The 21,332-nt window shown below is 64.7% G+C and carries 19 protein-coding genes; 4 read left to right on the top strand and 15 right to left on the bottom strand.

Translation table 11 applies throughout. The features are described from left to right. Window positions 1-18 precede the first annotated feature (18 nt). From GORHZ_RS07675 to GORHZ_RS07645, 7 genes are all read right to left on the bottom strand, one after another. Window positions 19-879, bottom strand: a complete 861-nt coding sequence (locus GORHZ_RS07675; RefSeq protein ID WP_006331709.1) for an LLM class F420-dependent oxidoreductase — start codon at window positions 877-879, stop codon at window positions 19-21. A gap of 5 nt (window positions 880-884) precedes the next feature. Continuing rightward, window positions 885-1,928 carry an ABC transporter permease gene (locus GORHZ_RS07670; RefSeq protein WP_006331708.1) on the bottom strand — a complete coding sequence of 348 codons (1,044 nt, stop codon included), beginning with the start codon at window positions 1,926-1,928 and terminating at the stop codon, window positions 885-887. Window positions 1,929-1,932: 4 nt separating this feature from the next. After that, window positions 1,933-4,410: an ATP-binding cassette domain-containing protein gene (locus GORHZ_RS07665; RefSeq protein ID WP_040530682.1), complete on the bottom strand. Its 2,478-nt coding sequence runs from the start codon at window positions 4,408-4,410 to the stop codon at window positions 1,933-1,935. A 428-nt stretch (window positions 4,411-4,838) separates the two neighbouring features. Further along, a complete protein-coding gene (locus tag GORHZ_RS07660; protein ID WP_006331705.1) occupies window positions 4,839-5,963 on the bottom strand; it encodes a substrate-binding domain-containing protein in 1,125 nt (374 codons plus the stop codon). Between the two features lie 243 nt (window positions 5,964-6,206). After that, window positions 6,207-6,680 (bottom strand): MaoC family dehydratase, encoded by a 474-nt coding sequence (locus GORHZ_RS07655; protein WP_006331704.1) that lies wholly within the window; start codon window positions 6,678-6,680, stop codon window positions 6,207-6,209. A 32-nt stretch (window positions 6,681-6,712) separates the two neighbouring features. Continuing rightward, window positions 6,713-7,603: an HpcH/HpaI aldolase/citrate lyase family protein gene (locus GORHZ_RS07650; protein WP_006331702.1), complete on the bottom strand. Its 891-nt coding sequence runs from the start codon at window positions 7,601-7,603 to the stop codon at window positions 6,713-6,715. A 38-nt stretch (window positions 7,604-7,641) separates the two neighbouring features. Then, entirely contained in the window at window positions 7,642-9,210 is a 1,569-nt protein-coding gene (locus tag GORHZ_RS07645; RefSeq protein ID WP_006331701.1) for an acyl-CoA carboxylase subunit beta, read from the bottom strand. Between the two features lie 125 nt (window positions 9,211-9,335). On the opposite strand from GORHZ_RS07645, the gene GORHZ_RS07640 reads away from it, so the two are divergent. Then, the gene (locus GORHZ_RS07640) at window positions 9,336-9,821 is read left to right on the top strand and encodes a MaoC family dehydratase (RefSeq protein WP_006331700.1); all 486 of its coding nucleotides are present in this window, start codon (window positions 9,336-9,338) and stop codon (window positions 9,819-9,821) included. A gap of 118 nt (window positions 9,822-9,939) precedes the next feature. Here the strand turns inward: GORHZ_RS07640 and GORHZ_RS07635 are convergent, their stop codons facing one another. The 7 genes from GORHZ_RS07635 to GORHZ_RS07605 form a co-directional block, all read right to left on the bottom strand. Next, window positions 9,940-10,548 carry a TetR/AcrR family transcriptional regulator gene (locus GORHZ_RS07635; RefSeq protein WP_006331699.1) on the bottom strand — a complete coding sequence of 203 codons (609 nt, stop codon included), beginning with the start codon at window positions 10,546-10,548 and terminating at the stop codon, window positions 9,940-9,942. A gap of 141 nt (window positions 10,549-10,689) precedes the next feature. Then, entirely contained in the window at window positions 10,690-11,028 is a 339-nt protein-coding gene (locus GORHZ_RS07630) for an EthD domain-containing protein (protein WP_006331698.1), read from the bottom strand. A gap of 88 nt (window positions 11,029-11,116) precedes the next feature. Beyond that, complete coding sequence (locus GORHZ_RS07625; protein ID WP_006331697.1) at window positions 11,117-12,646, bottom strand: class I adenylate-forming enzyme family protein; 1,530 nt, start codon at window positions 12,644-12,646, stop codon at window positions 11,117-11,119. A gap of 82 nt (window positions 12,647-12,728) precedes the next feature. Further along, entirely contained in the window at window positions 12,729-13,571 is an 843-nt protein-coding gene (locus tag GORHZ_RS07620; RefSeq protein WP_006331696.1) for a mycofactocin-coupled SDR family oxidoreductase, read from the bottom strand. A 136-nt stretch (window positions 13,572-13,707) separates the two neighbouring features. Then, window positions 13,708-14,448: an SDR family NAD(P)-dependent oxidoreductase gene (locus GORHZ_RS07615; protein ID WP_006331694.1), complete on the bottom strand. Its 741-nt coding sequence runs from the start codon at window positions 14,446-14,448 to the stop codon at window positions 13,708-13,710. Window positions 14,449-14,455: 7 nt separating this feature from the next. Further along, complete coding sequence (locus GORHZ_RS07610; protein WP_006331693.1) at window positions 14,456-16,270, bottom strand: acetyl/propionyl/methylcrotonyl-CoA carboxylase subunit alpha; 1,815 nt, start codon at window positions 16,268-16,270, stop codon at window positions 14,456-14,458. Then, window positions 16,267-17,124 (bottom strand): fumarylacetoacetate hydrolase family protein, encoded by an 858-nt coding sequence (locus GORHZ_RS07605; protein ID WP_245551369.1) that lies wholly within the window; start codon window positions 17,122-17,124, stop codon window positions 16,267-16,269. Before GORHZ_RS07605 ends, GORHZ_RS07610 begins: the two co-directional genes overlap by 4 nt. Window positions 17,125-17,232: 108 nt before the next feature. Here GORHZ_RS07605 and GORHZ_RS07600 point away from each other — a divergent pair, with 108 nt between their 5' ends. The 3 genes from GORHZ_RS07600 to GORHZ_RS07590 all read left to right on the top strand — a co-directional run bounded on the left by GORHZ_RS07600 (window position 17,233) and on the right by GORHZ_RS07590 (window position 19,537). Then, window positions 17,233-18,117: an acyl-CoA thioesterase gene (locus GORHZ_RS07600; protein ID WP_006331691.1), complete on the top strand. Its 885-nt coding sequence runs from the start codon at window positions 17,233-17,235 to the stop codon at window positions 18,115-18,117. Between the two features lie 81 nt (window positions 18,118-18,198). Continuing rightward, on the top strand, window positions 18,199-18,624 hold the full coding sequence (locus GORHZ_RS07595; RefSeq protein WP_006331690.1) for a cupin domain-containing protein: 426 nt from the start codon (window positions 18,199-18,201) through the stop codon (window positions 18,622-18,624). A gap of 37 nt (window positions 18,625-18,661) precedes the next feature. Then, entirely contained in the window at window positions 18,662-19,537 is an 876-nt protein-coding gene (locus GORHZ_RS07590; RefSeq protein WP_006331689.1) for a mycofactocin-coupled SDR family oxidoreductase, read from the top strand. 202 nt (window positions 19,538-19,739) lie between these two features. Here GORHZ_RS07590 and GORHZ_RS07585 read toward each other — a convergent pair whose 3' ends face one another. Continuing rightward, window positions 19,740-21,200 carry an aldehyde dehydrogenase family protein gene (locus GORHZ_RS07585; RefSeq protein ID WP_006331688.1) on the bottom strand — a complete coding sequence of 487 codons (1,461 nt, stop codon included), beginning with the start codon at window positions 21,198-21,200 and terminating at the stop codon, window positions 19,740-19,742. Window positions 21,201-21,332: the final 132 nt, after the last annotated feature.

Below are 21,332 nucleotides of genomic sequence, written 5' to 3'. Positions count from 1 at the left end.
TCACTGCGTCTGTGCTCGTCAGGCCAACTGGGCAAGAACCTTGGCGACGTCCTCGAGATTGCGCATGCCCTCGGCCGGGCTCTCCGCGGGGTTCACCCAGAGGACTGCGCGCTCGACACCTTGAGCCCGGTACTTCTCCAGGATGGCCGGGTCCGGTGGTGCGGAGGCAACGGCCACTCCGACCGACGAGGGATCGCGTCCCGCTTCCTCGGCCACCTGGCGGAACCGCGGAATGCTGTCCTCGAGAGTCTGATCGGCCGGGGGCGGCACAACGTACCAGGCATCGGCCCACAGCGCTGCGTGCCGCATCGTCGTGGGCCCCGCCCCACCGAGGTAGGTTCGGATTGACCGCCCCTCGAAGGGCTTGGGCCACGCCCAGGACGGCTCGAGTGAAGACATGTCGCCGGCGTATGACGCTTCGTCTTCGGTCCACAGCGCCTGCATCACCTTGAGCTTGTCACGGACCGTCGAATACCGACGCCTCCAGTTCACCCCGTGCGCCTCGGCTTCTTCGACGTTCCACCCGAAACCGACTCCGCAGATGACGCGGCCCTTCGACAGATGGTCGAGAGTGGCGAACTGCTTTGCCTTTGCGATCGGATCATGTTGCGCCAGCAGGCATACACCCGTTCCGAGTTTCAAGTTCTCGGTGCGCGCCGCGACCATCGACAACGTAGTCATCTGATCGTAGGTGCGCAGATAGAACTCCGGCAGACCCGGACCACCGTAGGCGACGGGATATTCCGTGCGTCGAGACACCGGGAAGTGGGTGTGCTCAGGGACGAACAGCGACTCGAACCCGTAGGACTCTGCTGCCTGAGCGAAGTCGATCGGGTCGGGCCCGCGGTCGGTGAAGAAGTACACCACGCCGATTTCCATTGTTCTCACCTTTCTCGAGTGAAAGTGGCCAGGTCAGCAGATGGTCTGCCGCGTATAGCCTGCACCAGTCGTCCGAAGTCCTGCTGCTGGATCGCCACCGCCACCGCGATCACTGCGGCCTGCACGAGGTATTGGGTCGACGACGGCGCCCCCAGAGAGAACACCAGCTGGGTCAGCTGACTCAGGAACAGTGCGCCGACGGCAGTGCCGAGGATGTTTCCTCGGCCGCCGGTCAGGGCGGTACCTCCGACGACGACGGCTGCGATGGCCGGCAGCAGGTAGCTGTTTCCGGCGTCGGTGTTCGGAGTGCTCACATACCCTGCCAGCAGGACACCGGCACCGGCGTAGCACAGCGCCGCCGCGATGTAGCCGGTGATCTTGATCGCGGATGTCCGAACGCCGGCGACGTGTGCGGCACGCTCGTTCGCACCCACGGAGATGATTCGCCGACCCCAGGTGGTCCGACCGGTGGCGAAGATGGTCACGACCATCAGCAGAAGTGCGAGCCACACCGTATGCGAGACACCGAAGGACTTCTCGAGTGCGAAACTTGCCACCCCATCGGGTGCGCGTGTGGGGGTACCGCCGGAGTATGCCAGTGCGGCCCCGAGTAACACGGCATTCATTGCCAGAGTCGCCACCAATGGCGACACCGAGAATGCCGATACGACAAAGCCGTTGATCGCGCCGACGAGGACCGCCACCAGTGCGACCACCAGCAGTGCGGCGAGAATGCTGCCGTGATCGTTGGCGAATTTGCTGCTCACCAGGGCTGCCAGGGTCATCATCCCGGGTAGCGACAGATCGATTCCCTTGAGCATCACGACGATGGTCTGACCGATCGCGGCGATGGCGAGGATGCTTGCGTAGGGCAGCAGCGAATCGATGGAGCTGCTCGACAGGGTTCCGGGGGCGAGGAACCAGCTCAGCACGAACAGCGCGATGGTCACGCCGATCACCGAGGCTGTCTGGTTCGAGGGCATCCGGTGACGTAGGCGGGCCAGGTGCCCGGTGGATGCCGGGTCCGTGGGCTGGATGGTCGTGGTCATCTGGTCACTTCCGCTCGGTCAGGGTTCGGGTCTTGGAGTAGAAGGCAGCCGCCAGGATGGTCAGGCCGCCGAGCAGCCACTGCTGCCAGTACAGGGGCAGTCCGAGGAACTGGACGACCGTGTTGATCTGCGTGACGAGCACGGCACCGAGAAGGGCACCGACGAACGATCCGCGCCCCCCGAAGATCGATGCGCCGCCGAGCACGGCGGCTCCGATGCTGGCCAGCGTGTAGCTGTCCCCGATACTCGCGTTGCCGGTTCCGGATTGCACCATCAGCAAGATGGCCGCGGGGACGACCAGCACCGAACACCCTGCGTAGGCGCACAGGGCGATCCACTTGGTTCGCACGCCATTGCGGTCCGCCGTCTTCACTGCAGATCCCGTGGCCCGCAGTTTGATGCCGAACGTTGTCCGGAAGAGGCAGAACTCCAAGCCCACTGCGACGACGATGGCGACGACCGCCATGACCGGAATGAATCCCCAGGTCCCGGACACATAGGACAGGAAGAACGGATCGATCTTGCCGGCGGGGAGGGGACGCAGCAGCAACGCGATGCCCTGCAGCGCAGTGAAGGTGACCAGGGTGGCGATCAGCGGATTGATCCTCACCAACGTGATGAGCGACCAGTTGATCGCACCCACCACCGCGGCGACGACCACGAGTACGACCACGCCGAGCACCATGCCTATCGGCGTTCGATATCCGGACAATATGAATGAGGCCACGACCACCAGCAAACCCGCCAGCGGTCCGACGGAGAGGTCGATTCCACCGATCATCATCACCACTTGCTGGGCGATGGCGAAGAAGGCCAGCGTTGCCAGCAGTGGCAGCACCAGACTGAAGTTGCGGCTGGTGAGATAGGTATCGCTCTGGGTGGCTGCGACGATGCCGAGGATGATCGTGGCGATTGCCAAGATCGCACCGGGAGTGAGGTCGCTGCGGGACATCCGGTGCCAGAAGCTCACCCGGCCGGCCCCGGACTCGGCCTTCTCCCGCTGGTCGGTCGCGCTCAGCGCGGCCTGCGCGATGGCGTGTTCGTTCACGTCGTCGCCGACGAGTTCGCGCGCGATATGCCCTCGCGAGAAGACCAGGACGCGGTCACAGAGTTGCTCGAGTTCGGCAGCCGACGAGGACAGGACGACGATCGCCTTGCCTTCGGCGGCAGCACTGCGGAGAATGCCATAGATCTCTTCGCGTGCGCCGATGTCGACGCCTTGGGTGGGCTCGTCGGCGAGGATGACATCCGAATCGGTCAGCAGGACCCGGCTCAAGACCACTTTCTGCTGATTGCCGCCGGACAGGGTGGCTATGTCGACTTCCGAGCTCGGGGCCTTCACGTGCATGGCCTGGAAACTGTCAGACGTGAGTTTGCGCTCGCGCATCCGCGAGACGACACCGGCGGTCGCAATACGGCGCAAGGCCGACAGCGATGCGTTCTCGCGCAGACTCAGTCCACCGAGGACACCCTCGACGTGGCGGTCATGGGTCAGGTAGGAAATACCGCCCTTGAGCGCTGCCGACGGACTCGAAGGGTCGACCCTCCGGTCTCCGACGCGCACCGATCCCCGATGTCCGCCGAGCCCGCCGAGCGCGCGGATCACATCACGCTGCCCCTGCCCCTCGACACCGGCGAATCCGACGATCTCACCCGCGCGGACGGTCAACCCGATGTCCTCGAAGCGCTTGCCGGAGAAGTCGGACACCGCGAACAGGTCCTCTCCGAGTGCGCGGCCATCTCCGCTGGTCCGAGTGAACTGCCGGTCCAGCTCGCGCCCGACGACGAGGTTGACGACATCTTGTTCGGTGACGTCCGCGGCGTCGAAGGTGCCGACCAGAGCACCGTCGCGCAGGACCGAGACGGTGTCGGCGATCTGCTTGACCTCGTTGAGGCGATGCGAGATATACACGACAGCACCACCATTCGCGGTGTGCTCGGAGATCAACTCGAACAGTTCGGCCACCGCCGGCGGGAGCAGGTGTTCGGTCGGCTCGTCGAGAACGATGACTTTCGGCTCCTCGGCCAACGCCCGCGCGATCTCGACGACGAATCGCGCGTCCGGGCGCAACTCACGAACCGGAGTGCGTGGATCGATGCTCACAACGGAGCTCCATTGCGCCAGGATCTTCTCGGCCCAGCCCACCTGATCGGCGATCGATGGACGAGCGTGCGCGGGCATTCCCAGGCGCATGTTCTCGGCCACGGTCAGATCGGGCAGCAACGCCGGCTCCTGATAGACGATGGCGAGCCCCTTCTCACGACACCAGCCAGGAGTCGGGGAATCGGTGACCTCCCCGTCGATCTCGACGGTGCCGGAGTCGGCGCTGACGGACCCCGCCGCGATGCCGACCAGCGTGGATTTGCCCGCGCCGTTCTGACCGACCAACGCGTGGATCTGTCCTTCGCGCACCGCGAGTGACACGCCTTTGATCGCGTGCACACCCGGATAGCGCTTGTCGACGGCATCGAGCCGGAGCACCGTATCGCCACGCTCGGCGCGGGTGGCAACGGCCGATCCCGACCGACTCTGTCGCGATGGTGAGGCCACATCCGCGCCGTGCGGGGCAGTTGCCTGTCCATCACTCAATGTCTCAACCATATTCATGTCCTAACTCCGACAACGCGAAACCTGCGAGGGAAGTCGGCGACAACCCGCGGTCACCGACCGGAACGCTTGACGACACGAGGTCCTCTAGTCGTCCTACAGACGAACGTTTGCTCGTTTCTTCTATTGTGACTCTGCGCACTCTCCGAGTCAACATGTGACGTGGATCGGATTTGCCACCGTCGTCGACCCACCTCGTCTGGCAGGAAGCGCCAGACCAAACCCGAACACGCCGGACCTGGATGCCAGGTCCGGCGTGTTTCGTCACCCACGATGCGGGCCGGCTCGCCCGCTCCGCCGTGCTATCTGAAAACGGCGGCGAGCTGGTCCGCAGACAGCTCCGATGACAGGTCGGCATCCGGCGGCAGGTCCGACTTACAAGTGGGCAGCTTGCCATTGACGGTATCGACGAAGGTCTTCAGCTCGAATTGCTCCGGCTCGTTGTCCGGGAGGCCATTGACCGCGGCGAGAGCCTTACGTGCCGCGATTCGGACGACGGTTGTCGTGCCATCGAGGGTAAGGAGCTGGAACTGCGGATTGGCCTCGTGGTACTGCAGCCACATGCAGCCGAGTTCGTTGTCGGTCGCCGAGGTGGCCAGGGGCGGGATTGGCCTGCCCGCGTTGATGAATGCACGAAGGCCGCCCTTGGACGCCACCCCGTAGTCCGACACGAGGCCATTGATCTGCGGATACTTGGCCAACGCACCCGCCATGGCCCGCTGCTCGTAGGCCGGATCCCAATTGGAGGGTTGGGGATTCTGCGTCAGCGACTTGAAGGGGTTGCCGAGGCTGTCGTCCGTACCCCAGAAACCGTCCCACAGCGCCACCGTCGAAGGGCTGCCGCCCGGCAGCCCGCCGGAGAAGAGCACCTGTCCGCCCTGCTGCACCTGTGGCTGGAGCCAGCGCGCCATGGTGTCGCCCTCGGCGTCGAAGTCGTACTGCACGTATCCGTCGTAGTCGACCCCGACCTTGCCACCCGGATCTGCGATGTACGGCACAACCACGACGCCGGACCGCTTCGCGTTCTGGAGCGCGCTGAGCGCCTGGCTACCGAAGTCGTCGTAGGTCACGATCGCGTCATAACCTTGGGCCACATACGAGTTGATCGCGGTGATGTACTTCTGCAGATCGCCGTCGGCCTGCGTGTAGTCCAGCGACACATTCGGGCATGCGGACAGTTCGTCGGTCAGCTCGGCCTGCGTGATCTTGCGCCAGGAATTGGCGCCGTATCCCGCGACGTGGGCGATCTTGACCGGCTTGTCGCCACAGAGTTCATCGATGGACAGCGGCGCACCGCCGTCCCCTGTCGCTGCCGCGTTTCGTCCGACAGCCTCGGGCGGTGGTGTGGTCGTACAACCCACAATTCCGAACCCGGCGATCACGGCCAGCGCCGCCAGCGCCACACGATGACGAGTGAATATCTTCATCAGCTTTCCTCGATCTCGATTACAGACGAACGTTTGCTCGTTTTATGTATTGTGACCCATTCCACTCTTCGAGTCAATAGTGTTCCGGGACTATGGTTTTGATGCAGCAGGAGGCAGGATTCGTTCTGGCACTGAGCCACTCAGTTGTTCACCGCTGGGCGTGAGAGGCCGCAACGGTCCACGAACGCACGACGCCGACCCGGAATGACCCGGGTCGGCGCTGGGAACGCAAATGCTACGAGCTCACACTGCCGCGACCGATTCGGCATGCCGGCGACTAAGCATCATCCCGGCACGGCGAACGGTACACACCACCTCACCACGCTGATTGAGACCACGGTGCTCGAACCGGACCACACCACGATCCGGCTTGGACTGCGACTCGCGACGCGAGAGGATCTCGGTCTCGACCCGCAACGTGTCCCCGATGAACACCGGGTTGGGGAAGGTGATCTCCTCGAAGCCGAGGTTGCCGAGCGTCGTGCCGAGTGTGGTGTCCCCGACCGGGATCCCGACGACAACGCCGAGGGTGAAGACGCTGTTGACCAGGATCCGGCCGTGCTGGGTGGCCTTGGCGAACTCGGCATCGAGATGCAACGGCTGGACGTTCATCGTCAGTGTCGTGAAGAGGAGGTTGTCGGTCTCGGTGACGGTACGCGTGACGTCGTGTTTCAGGGTCAGCCCGGGATCGAGCTCTTCCAGATAGAGTCCTGCCATGATCGTCTCCTTCGGTGTTGTTCCAGGTGGGGCTAGTGACTCGCGATGGAGTCGGCGAGTTCGACCACGCCACGCGCGGTCTTGATGTGGGCGATGTCGACGTGCTCGCCTTCGAACATCACCGCGGCCAGGCCGTTGCTCTGCGCCTCGTCGAAGGCGTCGATCATCCTCCGGAAACGTTCGACCACTGTGGGGGCGGGCGCGTACACGTCGTTCACCGTCGCGACATGGGACGGGTGGATGAGGACCTGGCCGGCAAAGCCGAGTCGTCGATTCTGTTCGGCAAAACCCCGTAGCCCGTCGAGATCCTTGACCTCCTGCCAGAGCCCGACAATCGGGTGCGCCAGGCCGGCCGCACGGCAGGCCAATACTGCCTTGCTCCGGTAATGCAGCGTCTCAAGACCTTCCGGCGTCCACTCGAATCCGACCTCACGGGAAACGTCGGCATCCCTTGCGGCCGCGACCATCAGAGAGGCCACCCGCGGGTGGCAGGCCGCGATGCGCTCGCAGTTCACGAGTGAACGTGCGGTCTCGAGTGTCGGGATGAGCTCGGTTGTCCCTCGCGCCAGTCCGGCCTCGATCTCGAAATGATCGAGCACGGCCGCGAAGTCGAGGACCTCGCGGTCGTTGTAGATCTTCGGTAGGAGCAAACCGGACACCCCCGGCCCCACGACCGCGTCAAGGTCCCTGCCGAAGTGATCGGTGTCGAGCGGGTTCGGCCGGATCAGGATCGTGGTCTGCGGGAAGTCCCGCCGTAGCGATTCGATCGAACGTGCCACCTCGATCCTCGCCTCGGCCTTGCTGTTCTCGGGGACGGAATCCTCCAGATCGAGGATCACGGCGTCGACGCCGGTCCGGGCGGCCTTTTCCGCCCAGCCGGCGCGGTGTGCGGGGACAAAGAGCAGTGATCGCAGTGGTCGCATCGTTCCTCAATTCGTTGGTCGGTTCAGCACATCCCCGGTCAGACGGGCATGACACCGTTGCGGCGGGCCGGCGCGGTTCGATCACGTCGGACGTAGAGCGCCAGCCGCGAGGTGAGTTCTGCGCGGAGCTCATCGGCGGGAACCACTGCCTCGACGGCATTTTCGTTGGCGATCTTGAAGACGTCGATCCCGTCGGCGTACTCGGCCTGCTTCTCGGCGATGAATGCGGCCCGTTCGACCGGATCCTCGATCGACTGAATCCTGTTGAAGTGGATACCGTTGACCGCCGCATCCGGTCCCATGAGGGCCGGTTTCGCCGTCGGTAGCGCGATGAGCGCGTCGGGCTGCATCGGGGCACCAGACATCGCGAGGTAGCCACCGCCGTAGGCCTTGCGCAGTAGGACGGTGATCCGGGGAACTCGTGCTTCCGACACGGCGAAGATCATCTTGGCCCCGTGCCGGATGATGCCCTGGCGTTCCACCGCGGAGCCGATCATGTAGCCCGCGATGTCGACGAGGAACAGGATCGGAATGTTGAACGCATTGCAGATCCAGATGAACCGTGCCGCCTTGTCCGACGAATCGGGAAAGATGACCCCACCCTTGACGGTCGGTTGATTGGCCACCAATCCCACACTGCGCCCGTTGATCCGCGCGAAGCCGGTGACCATCTCGGGAGCGAAGAGATCCTTGTACGGGAAGAAGGTGGAGTCGTCGACGAGCGCGTCGATCAGCTCGTGGATGTCGAACACCTCCGACTCCACCTCCGGAACGATCTGCTTGATCGTGCGCGGCGACGACGGCTCGACCGCTTCCGCCATGGGAGGTTCGAGCTGCCAGTTCGACGGCAGATAGGACAACCACACGCGGATCGCGGCGATCGCCTCCTCGTCATCCTCGACCAGCACGTCGCTGAGTCCGGAGACCGTCGAGTGCATCTCGGCACCGCCCATCTCCTCGAGTGTCACGTCCTCGCCGGTCACCATCTGCGCGAGACGGGGTGAGCCCAGATACGCGGTGGCGTGACCACGAACCATGATCGTCAGATCGCACAGGGCGGGGACGTACGCCGAACCCGCCGGCGAAGGACCGAACAGCGCACACACCTGCGGCACGCGGCCCGAATACTGAACCTGGTTGTAGAAGATGTTGCCCCATGCCCGCCGCCCGGCGAAGCTCTCGAACTGCTCGTCGATGCGCGCGCCCGCCGAGTCGAACAGATAGACGATGGGCACGCCGGTCGAATCGGCCAGTTCCTGTGCACGCACGATCTTTTCGAAGGTGCGCTTACCCCAGGTTCCGGCCTTCACCGTGTAGTCATTGGCGATCACCACGACATCGCGGCCGTCGACCTTGCCGACACAGGTGACCACGGCGTCGCCGGGCAGACCCTCGTCGAAGCGCGCGAGCAGCCCGTCCTCGAACGACCAGCCGTCGTCGAAGAGCAGGGCAAGACGATCACGAACGAGCATCTTCCCGGCCTCGAGCTGCTTCTGGCGCTGCTTCTCACTGCCCCCGAGGCGCGCGGCGGCCAGGCGCGCTTCGAGTTCGTCATGAGGGCCCAGTGCCTCGTCGGCCGGCTTGATCGACTCCGTTGTCTGTGTCATGTCGTCACATCCCGAACTTGTTGTGCTGTTGCTTGACCTTCGGCAGGCAGAGAACCTAACCTAAAAACGAACGTTCGCTCGTAGATTAGCACGGGCATCACCACCACCGCCAGAAGGAGTTCTCGATGACAGCGATCGAAATCAGCAGCCCGGAGAGGATCGGGGTCCCCGATCACCGATGGGAGGACCTGCGTCTGGGCGACACCTTGTGCAGTCCCGGCATCACCGTCACCGACGCCCATCTCGTCTCGTGGGCCGGCCTCACCGGCGACATCGTCTCACTGCACCTCGACGAGCAGTACGCTGCGACGACCCAGTTCGGTCAGCGGATCGCCCACGGTCCGTTCACCCTGTCGACCGCTCTCGGGCTGATCACCCAGACCGGCTATTTCTCGAACGTGGTCGCGTGGCTGGGCCTCGACGAGGTTCGGGCGCAGCAACCGGTTCTCATCGGCGATTCCATTCGCGTGGAGGCCGAATTGGTGGCCACGCGTCTGACGAAGAAGACCGATCGTGGGATCTGGACGTTCTCCTACACGGTGCGCAACCAGCGCAGCGAACCGGTGATGACCTTTCAGAGCTCGTTCATGATCCGCCGCCGCGCCGCGTAGACACAGCGGTCACAACACAATCGCCCCTTCCGCCGGTGAATACCCGGAAGGGGCGATGCTGTTGTGCAATCGGTGACGGTCGTGGTCTCACCGAGGCCGAATGCACCACGACCAACGCTCAGTCGTTCGGGAGTCCGAGCTCACGAACCGCAAGCTGAATGTATGTGTCGACCAGCTTGTCGAGGGGTTTCGGCCCCGACGGGCGATACCAGGAGGACACGTGCGCGCCCTGGGCCAGGACCGAGTATGCCTGGATCTTGGGGTCGAGGACGTCGGCGCCGGTCTCCGCCGCCACCTTCTTGACCAATCGCAGGAAAAGGCTTTCGTACTCGGCGCGCTTGGTGAGGACCTTCGTCTTGTTGTCCACGCTGAGCGAACGCAGTTCCGAGTTCCCGATAAAGACCTGCTGTGCGTGTTCGGCGTGGTAGCGGATGTGGGCTGCCACCGCAGCCTTATATCTGTCCAGTGCACTCGGACCGGCGGCGTCGACCGCATCGTGCACCGCGTCGAGCAGTTCGTCCATCACCGAGATCATGATGTCGGCGAGGAGGTCTTCCTTGCCGTTGATGTGGTTGTAGAGACTGCCAACCTGCAGGTCGACAGCGGCCGCGACGCCACGCAACGAGGTGGCCTCGTATCCCTGTTCGTAGAAGAGCTTCACCGCGGCTTCGCGGATGGACTTCCGGGTGCGGGCTCCACCCGTCGTGAGGCGAGTTGCACGGGGCATACGACCCTCCGAGGCATCAATTGTCGACGGAACTTGCAAACTATCGTACGTTGCCTTCTTCCGCGGAGCGCGAAGGCGCCGACCGGTGCGCCATTGGCCCGGTCGGCGCCTCCGACTGCTCTCACACGGCAGTCGGGCAGGTCACTCCTTGTCGACGACGACGTAGTCGTCGAGGACGACCACACTGTTGACGTCGAGGAAGTTGTCCACATCATCGAGCGCCTTCTGTCCGGCCGGCGACGCCCAGGCGGCATCCATCGCCTCGGCACTCTCGTAGTCCAGGATCACCAGACCGTCGAGACCGAACACGTTGTCCGGTTCGTCGGCCCCGCCCTGCGGGACGATGTGGCGCTGGATGTAGCGGACCACGCCGGGCAGTTCCGCGGCCAACGGTGCGTGGACGTCGCGCCAGTACTTGTCGAACTCCGCGAAGGACATACCCTTCTTGCGCTTCAACAGTGCAACAGTGCGGATGGTCATAGCGTCTCCCTCCTCTGGGATTTTCATCAGTACGGCAAATGGATTCGTTCAAACTGGGCGATATCGGACCACCGACGACAGGAGGCGGTCACCATCCCATGGCACTTCGTATCCGAGTCTTCACGATCTTCCCGCTCGGATTCATCGGAAGATCCTCGGCACCAACGAGTTTGATCACCTTGGGCACCTTGTAACCGGCCAGGTGCCCCCGCAGGAACATCGCCACATCCGCCTCGCTGACCGCGACGCCCGGGCGCACCGCGATCACCGCGCGAACCTCCTCGTCCCACTGCAGACTCGGGACCCCGATCACGGCCGCCTCCATCACGGCCGGATGGGTGTGCAGCAATTGTTCTATCTCCGAGGAGTAGACGTTCTCACCACCGGTCTTGATCATGTCTTTGGCGCGATCCCGGAAGTACAGGTAGCCGTTCTCGTCTCGTTCCGCGAGATCACCGGTCCGCAGCCAGCCGGCGTCGTCGAGGACCTCAGCGGTCGCGTCGGGCCGACCGAAATATCCGGTCATCACGCCGGGGCCGCGCACGCAGATCTCGCCGATCTCGCCCACCGGAACCGGACTGCCGTCGAACAGGTCACGCAGTTCCACCTCGGCCAGCAGATACTCCGTCCCGATCGAGCCGTCGACCTCGGGCCGCAGCATGTCGGCGGGCAGAAGTCGGGTCACCATCGGTCCGGCCTCGGTCAATCCGTACCGGAAGTAGAGATCGACGCCGGGGATCATGTCGGCCACGGCCTGCTTGTCGGGCATGCGCAGCAACCCCGCTCCGGAGTGCAGGGCTGCGAAACTCTTCCGGAACCCGTCGTTGTCGAAGGCGCCGGCCGTGAGCATGCGCCGGATCATGTTGGGCACCAGGAACATGTTGGTGATCGATTCGCGCTCCACCAGTTCCGCGACCCGGTGTTCGTCGAACTTCTGTACCACGTACGTACTGCGGCCGGTGACGTAATGAGGTAGCACCCAGCACAACAGTGCCGCCGAGTGGAACAGCGGCGTGGTCACCAGCCCACGATCACCGGGTCGCGCACCGATCCGGCAGTCGGCGATCTCGTTGAGTGCGTTGGTCAGGGCAGCCCGATGCGAGAGCACCACGCCCTTGGAGAAGCCGGTGGTCCCTCCCGTGAACACGATGCACGCCGCGTCCTCCGGGGCCACCGAAACGGTGTCGAGACGTTCGGTGACCGACAGGCGGGACTCGAGTTCGGCCTCCGTGAGTACGGTCAGCTCTCGATCGAACTCGGCGCTCTCCATCGCGGTGTCCAGGGCGTCCGCGAAGTGGTCGGCCACGAGGATCACCGATGCGCCGGTCTCGTTGATGCCGTGGACCAGTTCGGCCTGCGCCCAGCGCCAGTTGTACGGCACGTAGGCGGCTCCGGCGGCGATCGTACCGAACAGGGTCTCGATACCGAAGATCCCGTTGTCGGTCAGGACGCCCACGGTGTCACCCGGCAGGACGCCGGCAGAACGGAGAACCCCGGCGATGCGGAATGCCCGGTCGGCGAGTTCGCCGTGTGTCAGTCGGCCGTTGTCGTCTGCGACGGCCTCGGCGGTGGGATTCAGTCGTTCGTTGCGATGAATGGCATCAACGAGCGTGAACATCTCGGTTTCTCCTCAAAGCGGGACATGGGCGACGTTGGTGGGACCGCCCGCCACGGGGTGTTTCCCCGTGGCGGGCGGGAGATCATCCGCCGACCTTCTGGCTGGCGCCCGCGTCGATGGGGAGGTTGACTCCGGTGACATACCGCGAATCATCTGTCGCGAGGTACACGACGGCGCGGGTGATGTCGATCGGTTCGACGTACGGCAGGTTCGGAAGCGAGTGCATCGTGGCGAACGCCGGCTTGGCATCTTCCTCGGTGGGGGACTCGAGGTCGGGCCGGAACAGTTTGTAGAACGTCTCGTTCTGCAGCAGACCTGTGTTGACGTTGGTCGGCGAGACGGCATTGACACGAATACCCTTGGGCCCGAGTTCGTTGGCGAGCGTGTGCATCAACCCGATGATCCCGTGCTTGGCGGTCACGTAGTGTCCGACGTTCGGGTACCCACCAAGACTCGAGGTGCTCGCCGTGAAGATCACGGACCCACCCTCGCCGCGCTCGACCATGTCGGGGACGGCGGCCTTGACCGTGTGCCACACGCCGGTCAGATTGATGTCGATCATGTCCCGCCATTGCTCCGGTGTCAGCTCGAGGACCGTGCCCGCCGAGATCACACCGGCATTCGCGCACACGACGTCGATGCGACCCAGTTCGGCCAGTCCACGCTGTGCCGCCTCGACCATCTGGTCGAGATCGCGCACATCGGCCTCCACGGCCACCACGCGACGATCGAGTGCCTCGATCTGGCGAGCCGTCTCGCTCAGATCCTCGGGAGTCGCCATCGGATACGGGACGCTGTCGACCTGCTTGGCGATGTCGACCGCGATGATGTCGGCGCCTTCCTTCGCGAGGCCGATCGCGTGCGACCGACCCTGGCCGCGCGCGGCACCCGTGATGAATGCGACCTTGCCGTCGAGCTTGCCCATTACCTCTCCTCGAGTGTTCTTGCCGTGGCGTTGGGCCTCCGGCAGTTTGCCTTGTGTCGTACGAAACGAGCGTACGTTCGTTTTCTAGTGTGAGTCAAACAACAGTCCATGTCAACGGGCGACACGGACCACATTGCTAGGGCTGTGCGTAGCTGAAGATTGCCGTGGCTCCACCGTCGATGGTGACGGTAGTGCCGTTGATACCCCGCGCGTCGTCACTCGCGAGGAAAGCGATCGTGGCAGCGACGTCCTCCGGGGTGACGATGCGTCCCGCCGGAGTCTTGGCAACCATCTTGTCCTCGTTGGCGATGTCGACCATGGGTGTGCGCATGGCGCCGGGCGCCACGGCATTCACCGTCGTGTTGGTACCCCAGAAGTCGAACAGTAGCGACCGCGTCAGGCTCGACAGCGCCGCCTTGGACGCGGCGTATGCGGGCAGCGGGTAGCCGACCGTCGCGCTGATCGAGGAGCAGTTGACGATGCGTCCGCGCGGGGTGGTGCGCAGGTCATCCCGGAACGCCTTGGTGAGCAAGAACGGTGCTGTCACGTTCACATCCAGCGTTCGCCCCCAGGTGTCGACATCGGTATCGGCCATCGCCCCGCGATGCAGGTACCCGGCGATGTTGAGCAGGTTGTCCACGGCACCGACTTCGCGGTGTACCCGATCTCCCAGGTCGACGATCGCACCCGGATCCGTGAGGTCCGCCGGCATGACGTGGATCCCACCCGGCCCCGCTCGATGCCGGTCGGCACATGCGGCCAATGCATCGGAGTTCAGATCTACCGCGACGATCGTGTGCCCGATGTCGGCGAATCTGGCCACAACCGCCTGCCCGAGGCCACCCGCAGCGCCTGTGATGAGGGTGATGGGTGACATCGGCGGATCACTGTCCGTCGGCAGGTGTGATGAGAGCCAGGTCGTCGCCGGAGGCGACGACGTCACCGACCTTGACCGACAATGTCGACACGACGCCGTCGATGGCGGCCCGGATCGGATTCTGCATCTTCATCGCCTCGACGATCAGCAGGACCTCGCCGGTGGTCACGGATTGCCCCTCGGCCACATTGACATCGGCGACGGTGCCCTGCATCGGACTGGTCACCTGGCCGCTGCCGGCGGCCGATGTCCGCTTTCCCTTGCGCCGCCCACCACCAGTGGTGGTGGTGCGCCGGGGCGCGGCCTTCACTGCTCCATCGCCGACAGCCGCGTACGGGACCGATGCGGCGCCGAAGAACGGGATGACATAGCGGCGCTCCCCCACCCAGACCTCGTCGCGGGCAGCTGGTTCATCGTCGGGCAACAAGTCGCCAGAGCCCGCGACACTGTCCCCGGCAGGCGGCAGCAACGCGGGAAGATCGATATCGCGTTCCAGCCAGTTGGTGTTGATGGCCGCGGCCGCGAAGTCGGGCTGCGCCAGGACCGCCTGTGCCGCCGGCGCGGTCGTCGGTACACCGGTGATCGTCAGTTCTTCAAGCGCTTTTTGCATCCGGCTGATCGCATGCGTACGTGTGGGTGCCCACGCGATGAGCTTGCCGACCATGCTGTCATAGTGCGGCGCGACTTCGTCGCCCGAGTCATAGCCCGAATCCCAGCGCACGCCGGCACGGTCGGGCCTGTGGACGGTACCCAGCGGGCCGGGCGCGGGGAGGAACAGGCCGTTCGCGACGTTCTCGGCGTTGATCCGGACCTCGATCGCGTGCCCGCGCGGCGCGACGCCGGACCCGGTGAAGCTCAACGGCTCGCCGGAGGCGACACGGAGCTGCTCTGCGATCAGGTCGACTCCCAGCGTGGCCTCCGTGACGGGGTGCTCCACCTGGATACGGGTGTTCATCTCCAGGAAGTAGAACCGTTCATCGGCCGCCTCGACGAGATACTCCACGGTTCCGGCACCGACGTAGTCCACTTCTCTGGCGAGTCGCACCGACGCTTCGCCCATCGCTTGACGCAGCGCGTCGGACAGGCCCGGCGCGGGTGCTTCCTCGACGAGCTTCTGATGGCGTCGCTGCACCGAGCAGTCACGGTCGCCGAGCCACACGACGTTGCCGTGTTGATCCGCGAAGACCTGCACCTCGACATGACGTGCGTGAGAGAGGTATCGCTCGAGGTACACGTCGCCCCGGCCGAACGCCGCCGTCGCCTCGGTGCGGGCGGCATCGAAGGCCGATTGGGCGTGACCGGCGTCGGGGACGGTGCGCATGCCCCGCCCGCCGCCACCGTAGGACGCCTTGATCGCCACTGGGTAGCCGTACTCCTCGCCGAATGCGGTGACCTCGTCGGCCGATCCGATGGCGCCGTCGCTGCCCGGAACGCCGGGAACCTGGGCACGGTGGGCGACCTCGCGTGCCGCCACCTTCTCGCCCATGACATCGATCGCCTTCGGCGGCGGCCCGACCCAGATCAGTCCGGCATCGAGCACCGCCTGTGCGAAATCGGCGTTCTCGGCGAGGAATCCGTAGCCCGGATGCACGGCCTCGGCTCCGGTTTCCTTCGCCGCGGAGATGATCTTGTCGATGTCGAGGTAGGACTCCGCCGGAGAGACGCCGCCGAGCGCGACGGACTCGTCCGCCAGACGAACGTGGCGAGCTGCCGCGTCGGGTTCGGAGTGGACGGCGACGCTGGCAACGCCGAGTTCCCCGCAGGTGCGAATGATCCGTACCGCGATCTCGCCGCGGTTGGCGATCAACAGTTTGCCGATCATGATGTCAACTCCTTGTCCAGCTGGCGGCCTGCGCGGGCCACACATTCGTTGGCGCAGGCGCCGAGGCCTGCGATCTCTGTTTGCACCGTCTGCCCCGCTCGGAGGAAGACCTGGGGGTCGCGTCCCGCGCCGACTCCTGCCGGAGTGCCGGTGAGCACCAGGTCACCGGGATGCAGCGTCATGACCGTCGACAGGTAGGAGACGAGTTCGGCAGGTCCGAACAGCAGGTCGGCGGTGCTCGAACGTTGCACCACCTGGCCATCGACCGTGCAGGTGATCTCCAGATCGGCGGCGTGGTCGACCTCGTCCGGCGAGACCAGCCACGGCCCGACCGGAGTCGTTGTGTCGAAGGTCTTGCCCAGCAACCATTGCGAGGTGCGCCGTTGCCAGTCCCGGGCCGAGATGTCGTTGGCGACGGTGTAGCCGGCGATCGCCGCCCGGGCTTCGTCCATGTCCGCGCCGTGTACTCGACGCCCGATCACGAGAGCGAGTTCGGCTTCCCAGTCCCAGTCCGTCGACTCCGACCACAGAGTGATCGGGTCCTGCGGGCCGACGAGCGCGGTCGCGAACTTCGAGAAGACGTTGGGAACCTCCGGCAATGGATGCCCCATCTCCAGGATGTGTGCACGATAGTTGTGACCGACACAGATGATCTTGCCTGGGTCCGCAACGACCGGCGCGAGGTCGACGGGCCCGGCCACGGTCTCGCACCCGTCGAAAGAGTCCGCGCGTTCGTGCACTCCGGCTTCGAGCGCCGCTCGCAGAGACGCGAACGGGAGCTGCACAACAGTTCCGTCCCGGTCCATCAGCACGCGGGGACCGTCCGGCGTCCGCACCGTGGCAAACCTCATCATCACCTCACCGTAAAGAACGAGCGTTCGTTTGTAATCTAGCGTGATCCTCGATACAACGTCAATAGGCGCAGGCCATCCGCGACTGGCTGCCAAGCAGGAGGTTCGATTGTGAGTGCGGAATTGTTCACCGAGCTTCTCGACGTTCTCGACGTCGAATCCAGCAGTGACGACACATTCGTCGGGCGGACGTGGGCCCATCGTCTACCCCGGGTGTTCGGCGGCCAGGTGCTGTCGCAGGCACTCGTCTCCGCGGGCCGCACGGTCCCGGCCGGCAGGTATCCACACTCCCTGCACGCCTATTTCCTTCGTGGCGGCGATGCCGACCGGCCGATCCGCTTCACCGTGACCACGATTCGCGATGGCAACACCCTCAGCACCCGTCGCGTGGACGCCCACCAGGACAGCACCCAGATCTTCACGATGACCACGTCGTTCGCCGCCAAGCATCTCTTCGAGGTCACCGCACTGGACCACCAAGAGACGGCCGCGGGGCCGAGACCCGACCCGACCGATCTCGACGATCTGATCGACCGCCTGGAACCGGTGCGCGCCACCCTGCCTGGCTGGTGGAACGAGGGCCAACCCTTCGATATCCGCTTCTTCGACCATCCCTCGGCACTCGCCTCCGGGAGCACGCGACCTCCCCGGCAGCAGTTCTGGGCCCGAGCCGGAATGCCATCGGCCGCCAGACATCTCGACCCGACCATGCAATGCGCAGTGTTGGCCTTCCTGTCGGACCTCAACCTGCTCGATCCGGCACTCATGCCCCTCGGTAGATCCTGGTATGGGAACGGATACACCGAGGGCGCCAGCGTCGACCACGCCATGTGGTTCCACACCCCGCCGCGGATGGATCGATGGTTGACCGCGGAGCAGTTGTGCCCCGTGGCGGCCGGTGCGCGCCCGCTGTGCACATCCCGCTTCTTCAGCGAAGACGGAACGCTCGTCGCCACGGCGAACCAAGAAGGTCTACTTCGCTCCCCGGGGGGATAGGTCTTTGGGCCTATTGCGAGCGTCACACCGACGACGCTACAGTTACGAGCGTACGTTCGTTTGTTACAAGGAGGAGCCACCATGGCCGCAACCGACAAGCCAGTGATCACCCGCAAGGGCGAGGAGTACGGAGACACCACACAGTCCGGAGGCGCCGTGCGCGTGTCCGGCGTCAGCCCGCAGCACACCCCGGCGACGAAGATCTGGTACGGCCGGGTGTCCAACAAGCCCGGTTACCGGTCGCTCCCGCACCACCACGGAGAAGCGGAGACCGGCGGATATGTGCTCAAGGGGCACGGCCGAATCTACTTCGGTGAGGACTACTCCGAGTACTACGACATGACCGAGGGCGACTTCGTTTTCGTCCCGCCATTCATGCCTCACGTCGAGGTCAACATGAGCACCACCGAGGAACTCGTCTGGCTGACCAGCCGCACCCCGGACAATATCGTCGTCAATCTCGAAGATGTCGACGACTCGATCCTCGAGGGCTACCGGCGCGCGTGAGCGCCGGATGCACTCGCGAAAGCGGAGGTATTCGCCCATGACACCGAGTTCCACAAGCGCATCTACGCGGCCGGGCCGACTGGACGGCAAGGTCGCGCTGGTCACCGGAGCCGCCCGTGGTCAGGGTCGCTCGCACGCCTTGGCGATGGCCACGGAGGGCGCCGATCTGATCATCACCGACGTCGCCGGTGCGGTGGACACCGTCGGGTATCCACTCGGCACCGAGGAGCAACTCTCCGAGGTCCACCGTGAGCTCAAGGAACTCGGTGTCCGCGTTCACAGTTCCGTGGTCGATGTCCGAGACGCAGATGCGATGGTCGAGGCCGTCGCCGGTGCGGTCGCGGATCTCGGCAGGCTCGACGCCGTGGTGGCCAACGCGGGCATTCTCCACGCGCCCGCCCGCTCCTGGGAACTGACCCCGGAGCAGTGGCGAACGATGGTCGACGTCAATCTCACCGGCGTCTGGACCACGTTCCGAGCCGCGATCCCGCCCATGATCGAGGCCGGCAACGGCGGCTCGCTCGTCGGTATCAGTTCGATCGCGGGGTTGCGGGGCATTCCCGGGGTGAGCCACTACGTCGCCGCCAAACACGGCGTGGTGGGTCTCATCGGCTCGCTGGCCAACGAGCTGGCGGAGTACGGTATTCGGGCGAACTCGATTCACCCGACCAATGTCCGGACACCCATGATCGACAATCCGCTGGCAGCCAAGATCTTCCGGCCCGATCTGGAGTCGCCGACCCTGGACGACGGGATCGATGTGCTCAAGCGCATCAACCTGCTCGACATGCCGTGGATCGATGCGTCCGATGTCACCGACGCCGTTGTGTGGTTGGTGTCGGACGAATCCAAGCGGGTGACGGGCATCAACCTTCCCGTCGATGCCGGGATGCTCGCCAAATATATCGGCTGACGAACGCGACAGCCGTATCACACCGAAGCGCTCGGCCGGACTCCCCGGCCGAGCGCTTCCGTCTCGGTCGGCCATTGTCTCGGTCGGCCATTGCCTCCGTCGGCCATCAGTCTCCGCATCCCCCAAACCGATCGTCGCCCCTACCGGAGCGGTAGGGGCGACGATCGGTCTCATACCCGGGATCCGGGCACGGTCGGCGGCGTCAGGCCATCGATACCGTGACAGCCTTGCTCTGCAGATAACTGTCGAGCGCCTCGCCACCCATCTCTTTGCCCCATCCGGAGTGTTTGAAGCCACCGAACGGAAGAGCCGCGTCGAACACGTTGTAGCAGTTGACCCACACCGCACCGGCGTTGACGGCGTCGGCATAGCGATGCGCGCGACCGATATTGGACGTCCAGACGCCTGCGGCGAGACCGTAGGTCGTATTGTTTGCCCGCGCGATGACCTCTGCTTCGTCATCGAACGGCATCACCGACACGACGGGGCCGAAGATCTCCTCCCGGGCCACCGTCATCGTGTCGGTGACACCGCTGAGTACCGTCGGTGCCAGGAAGTACCCCGGCTTGTGCACCTGCGTGCCGCCGACAAGGACGTCGGCGCCTTGCTCGAGTGCACCGTCGACGAAGGACACCACCTTCGAGCGCTGCTGGTCGGAGATCATCGGTCCCACCATGACGTCGCGCTGCGCACTGTCGCCAAGGTTGATGCGGGGCACCGCGTTGACGATGCGCTCCTTGACCTCGTCGACGATGGCACGCTGGACGTACAGTCGGGAGCCGGCGGTGCATGCTTCACCCTGGGCATAGAGCACCGCAGCCAACGCGCCGTCCACCGCCAGATCGAGATCGGCATCGTCGTAGATCACAACCGGGGATTTTCCACCCAGTTCCAATGTCATCTTCGTCAAGTTCTGGGCGGCCGCCGCGACGATGCTCTTGCCGGTCCCCACCGAGCCGGTGAATGCCACCTTGTCGACCCGCGGATGTGCGACCAGCGGGGCTCCCGCGTCGGTGCCGGTCCCGGTGACGAGGTTGACCACCCCGTCCGGGAAGCCTGCCTCCATAGCCAGTTCCGCGATGCGGATGGGAGCCAGTGACGCGAGTTCTGCGGGCTTGAGTACGACGGTGCATCCCGCGGCCAGTGCCGGCGCGAGCTTCCACGTCGCGGCAAGTGCCGCTCCGTTCCACGGAATTACTTGCGCCACAACGCCGATCGGCTGACGGCGGGTGTAGGACAGGTAGTCACCGGGCTGCTGCCGAGACAGCGGGATCGTGCGGCCCTCGAGTTTGGTCGCCCATCCGGCCATGTAGCGCACGAGGTCCGACATATTCGGCAGGTCGATGTCACGGATGAAGGAGTAGGGCTTGCCGCAATCCTTCGTGTCGATCAGCGCGAGCTCGTCGGCGTTGGCCTCGATGAGATCGGCGAACCGGTGCATGATCCGCGCCCGTTCCTCGGCAGGCATCCGTCGCCACGGACCGGAGTCGAACGCTCGACGGGCCGCGTCGACGGCCAGATCGACGTCGCTCGTCGTGGCCGCGGCGAGTTCGGCAAGCTTCTCGCCCGTGGACGGGTTCACCGTGTCGATGGTTGCTCCGTCGAGCGCATCCACCCATTTGCCGTCGATGAGCAGTTGATGGCGGTTGGTTGTGGTGGTCATGTGACCTTCCTCCTCGGGATCTGGCATTCGGTGTACTCCGTGATCGGAGACCGATGTCGGGGGCGTGTCTCATTCGCCACTATAGACGAACGCTTGTTCATATTTCTGGTATTTCCGCATTCACCCGGCTAG

The sequence above is a fragment of the Gordonia rhizosphera NBRC 16068 genome (assembly GCF_000298195.1).
In the GTDB taxonomy this organism is placed as follows: Bacteria; Actinomycetota; Actinomycetes; order Mycobacteriales; family Mycobacteriaceae; genus Gordonia; species Gordonia rhizosphera.
Note: the sequence above shows the minus strand (reverse complement) of the source record. Positions and strands in the feature narration are given on the sequence as shown.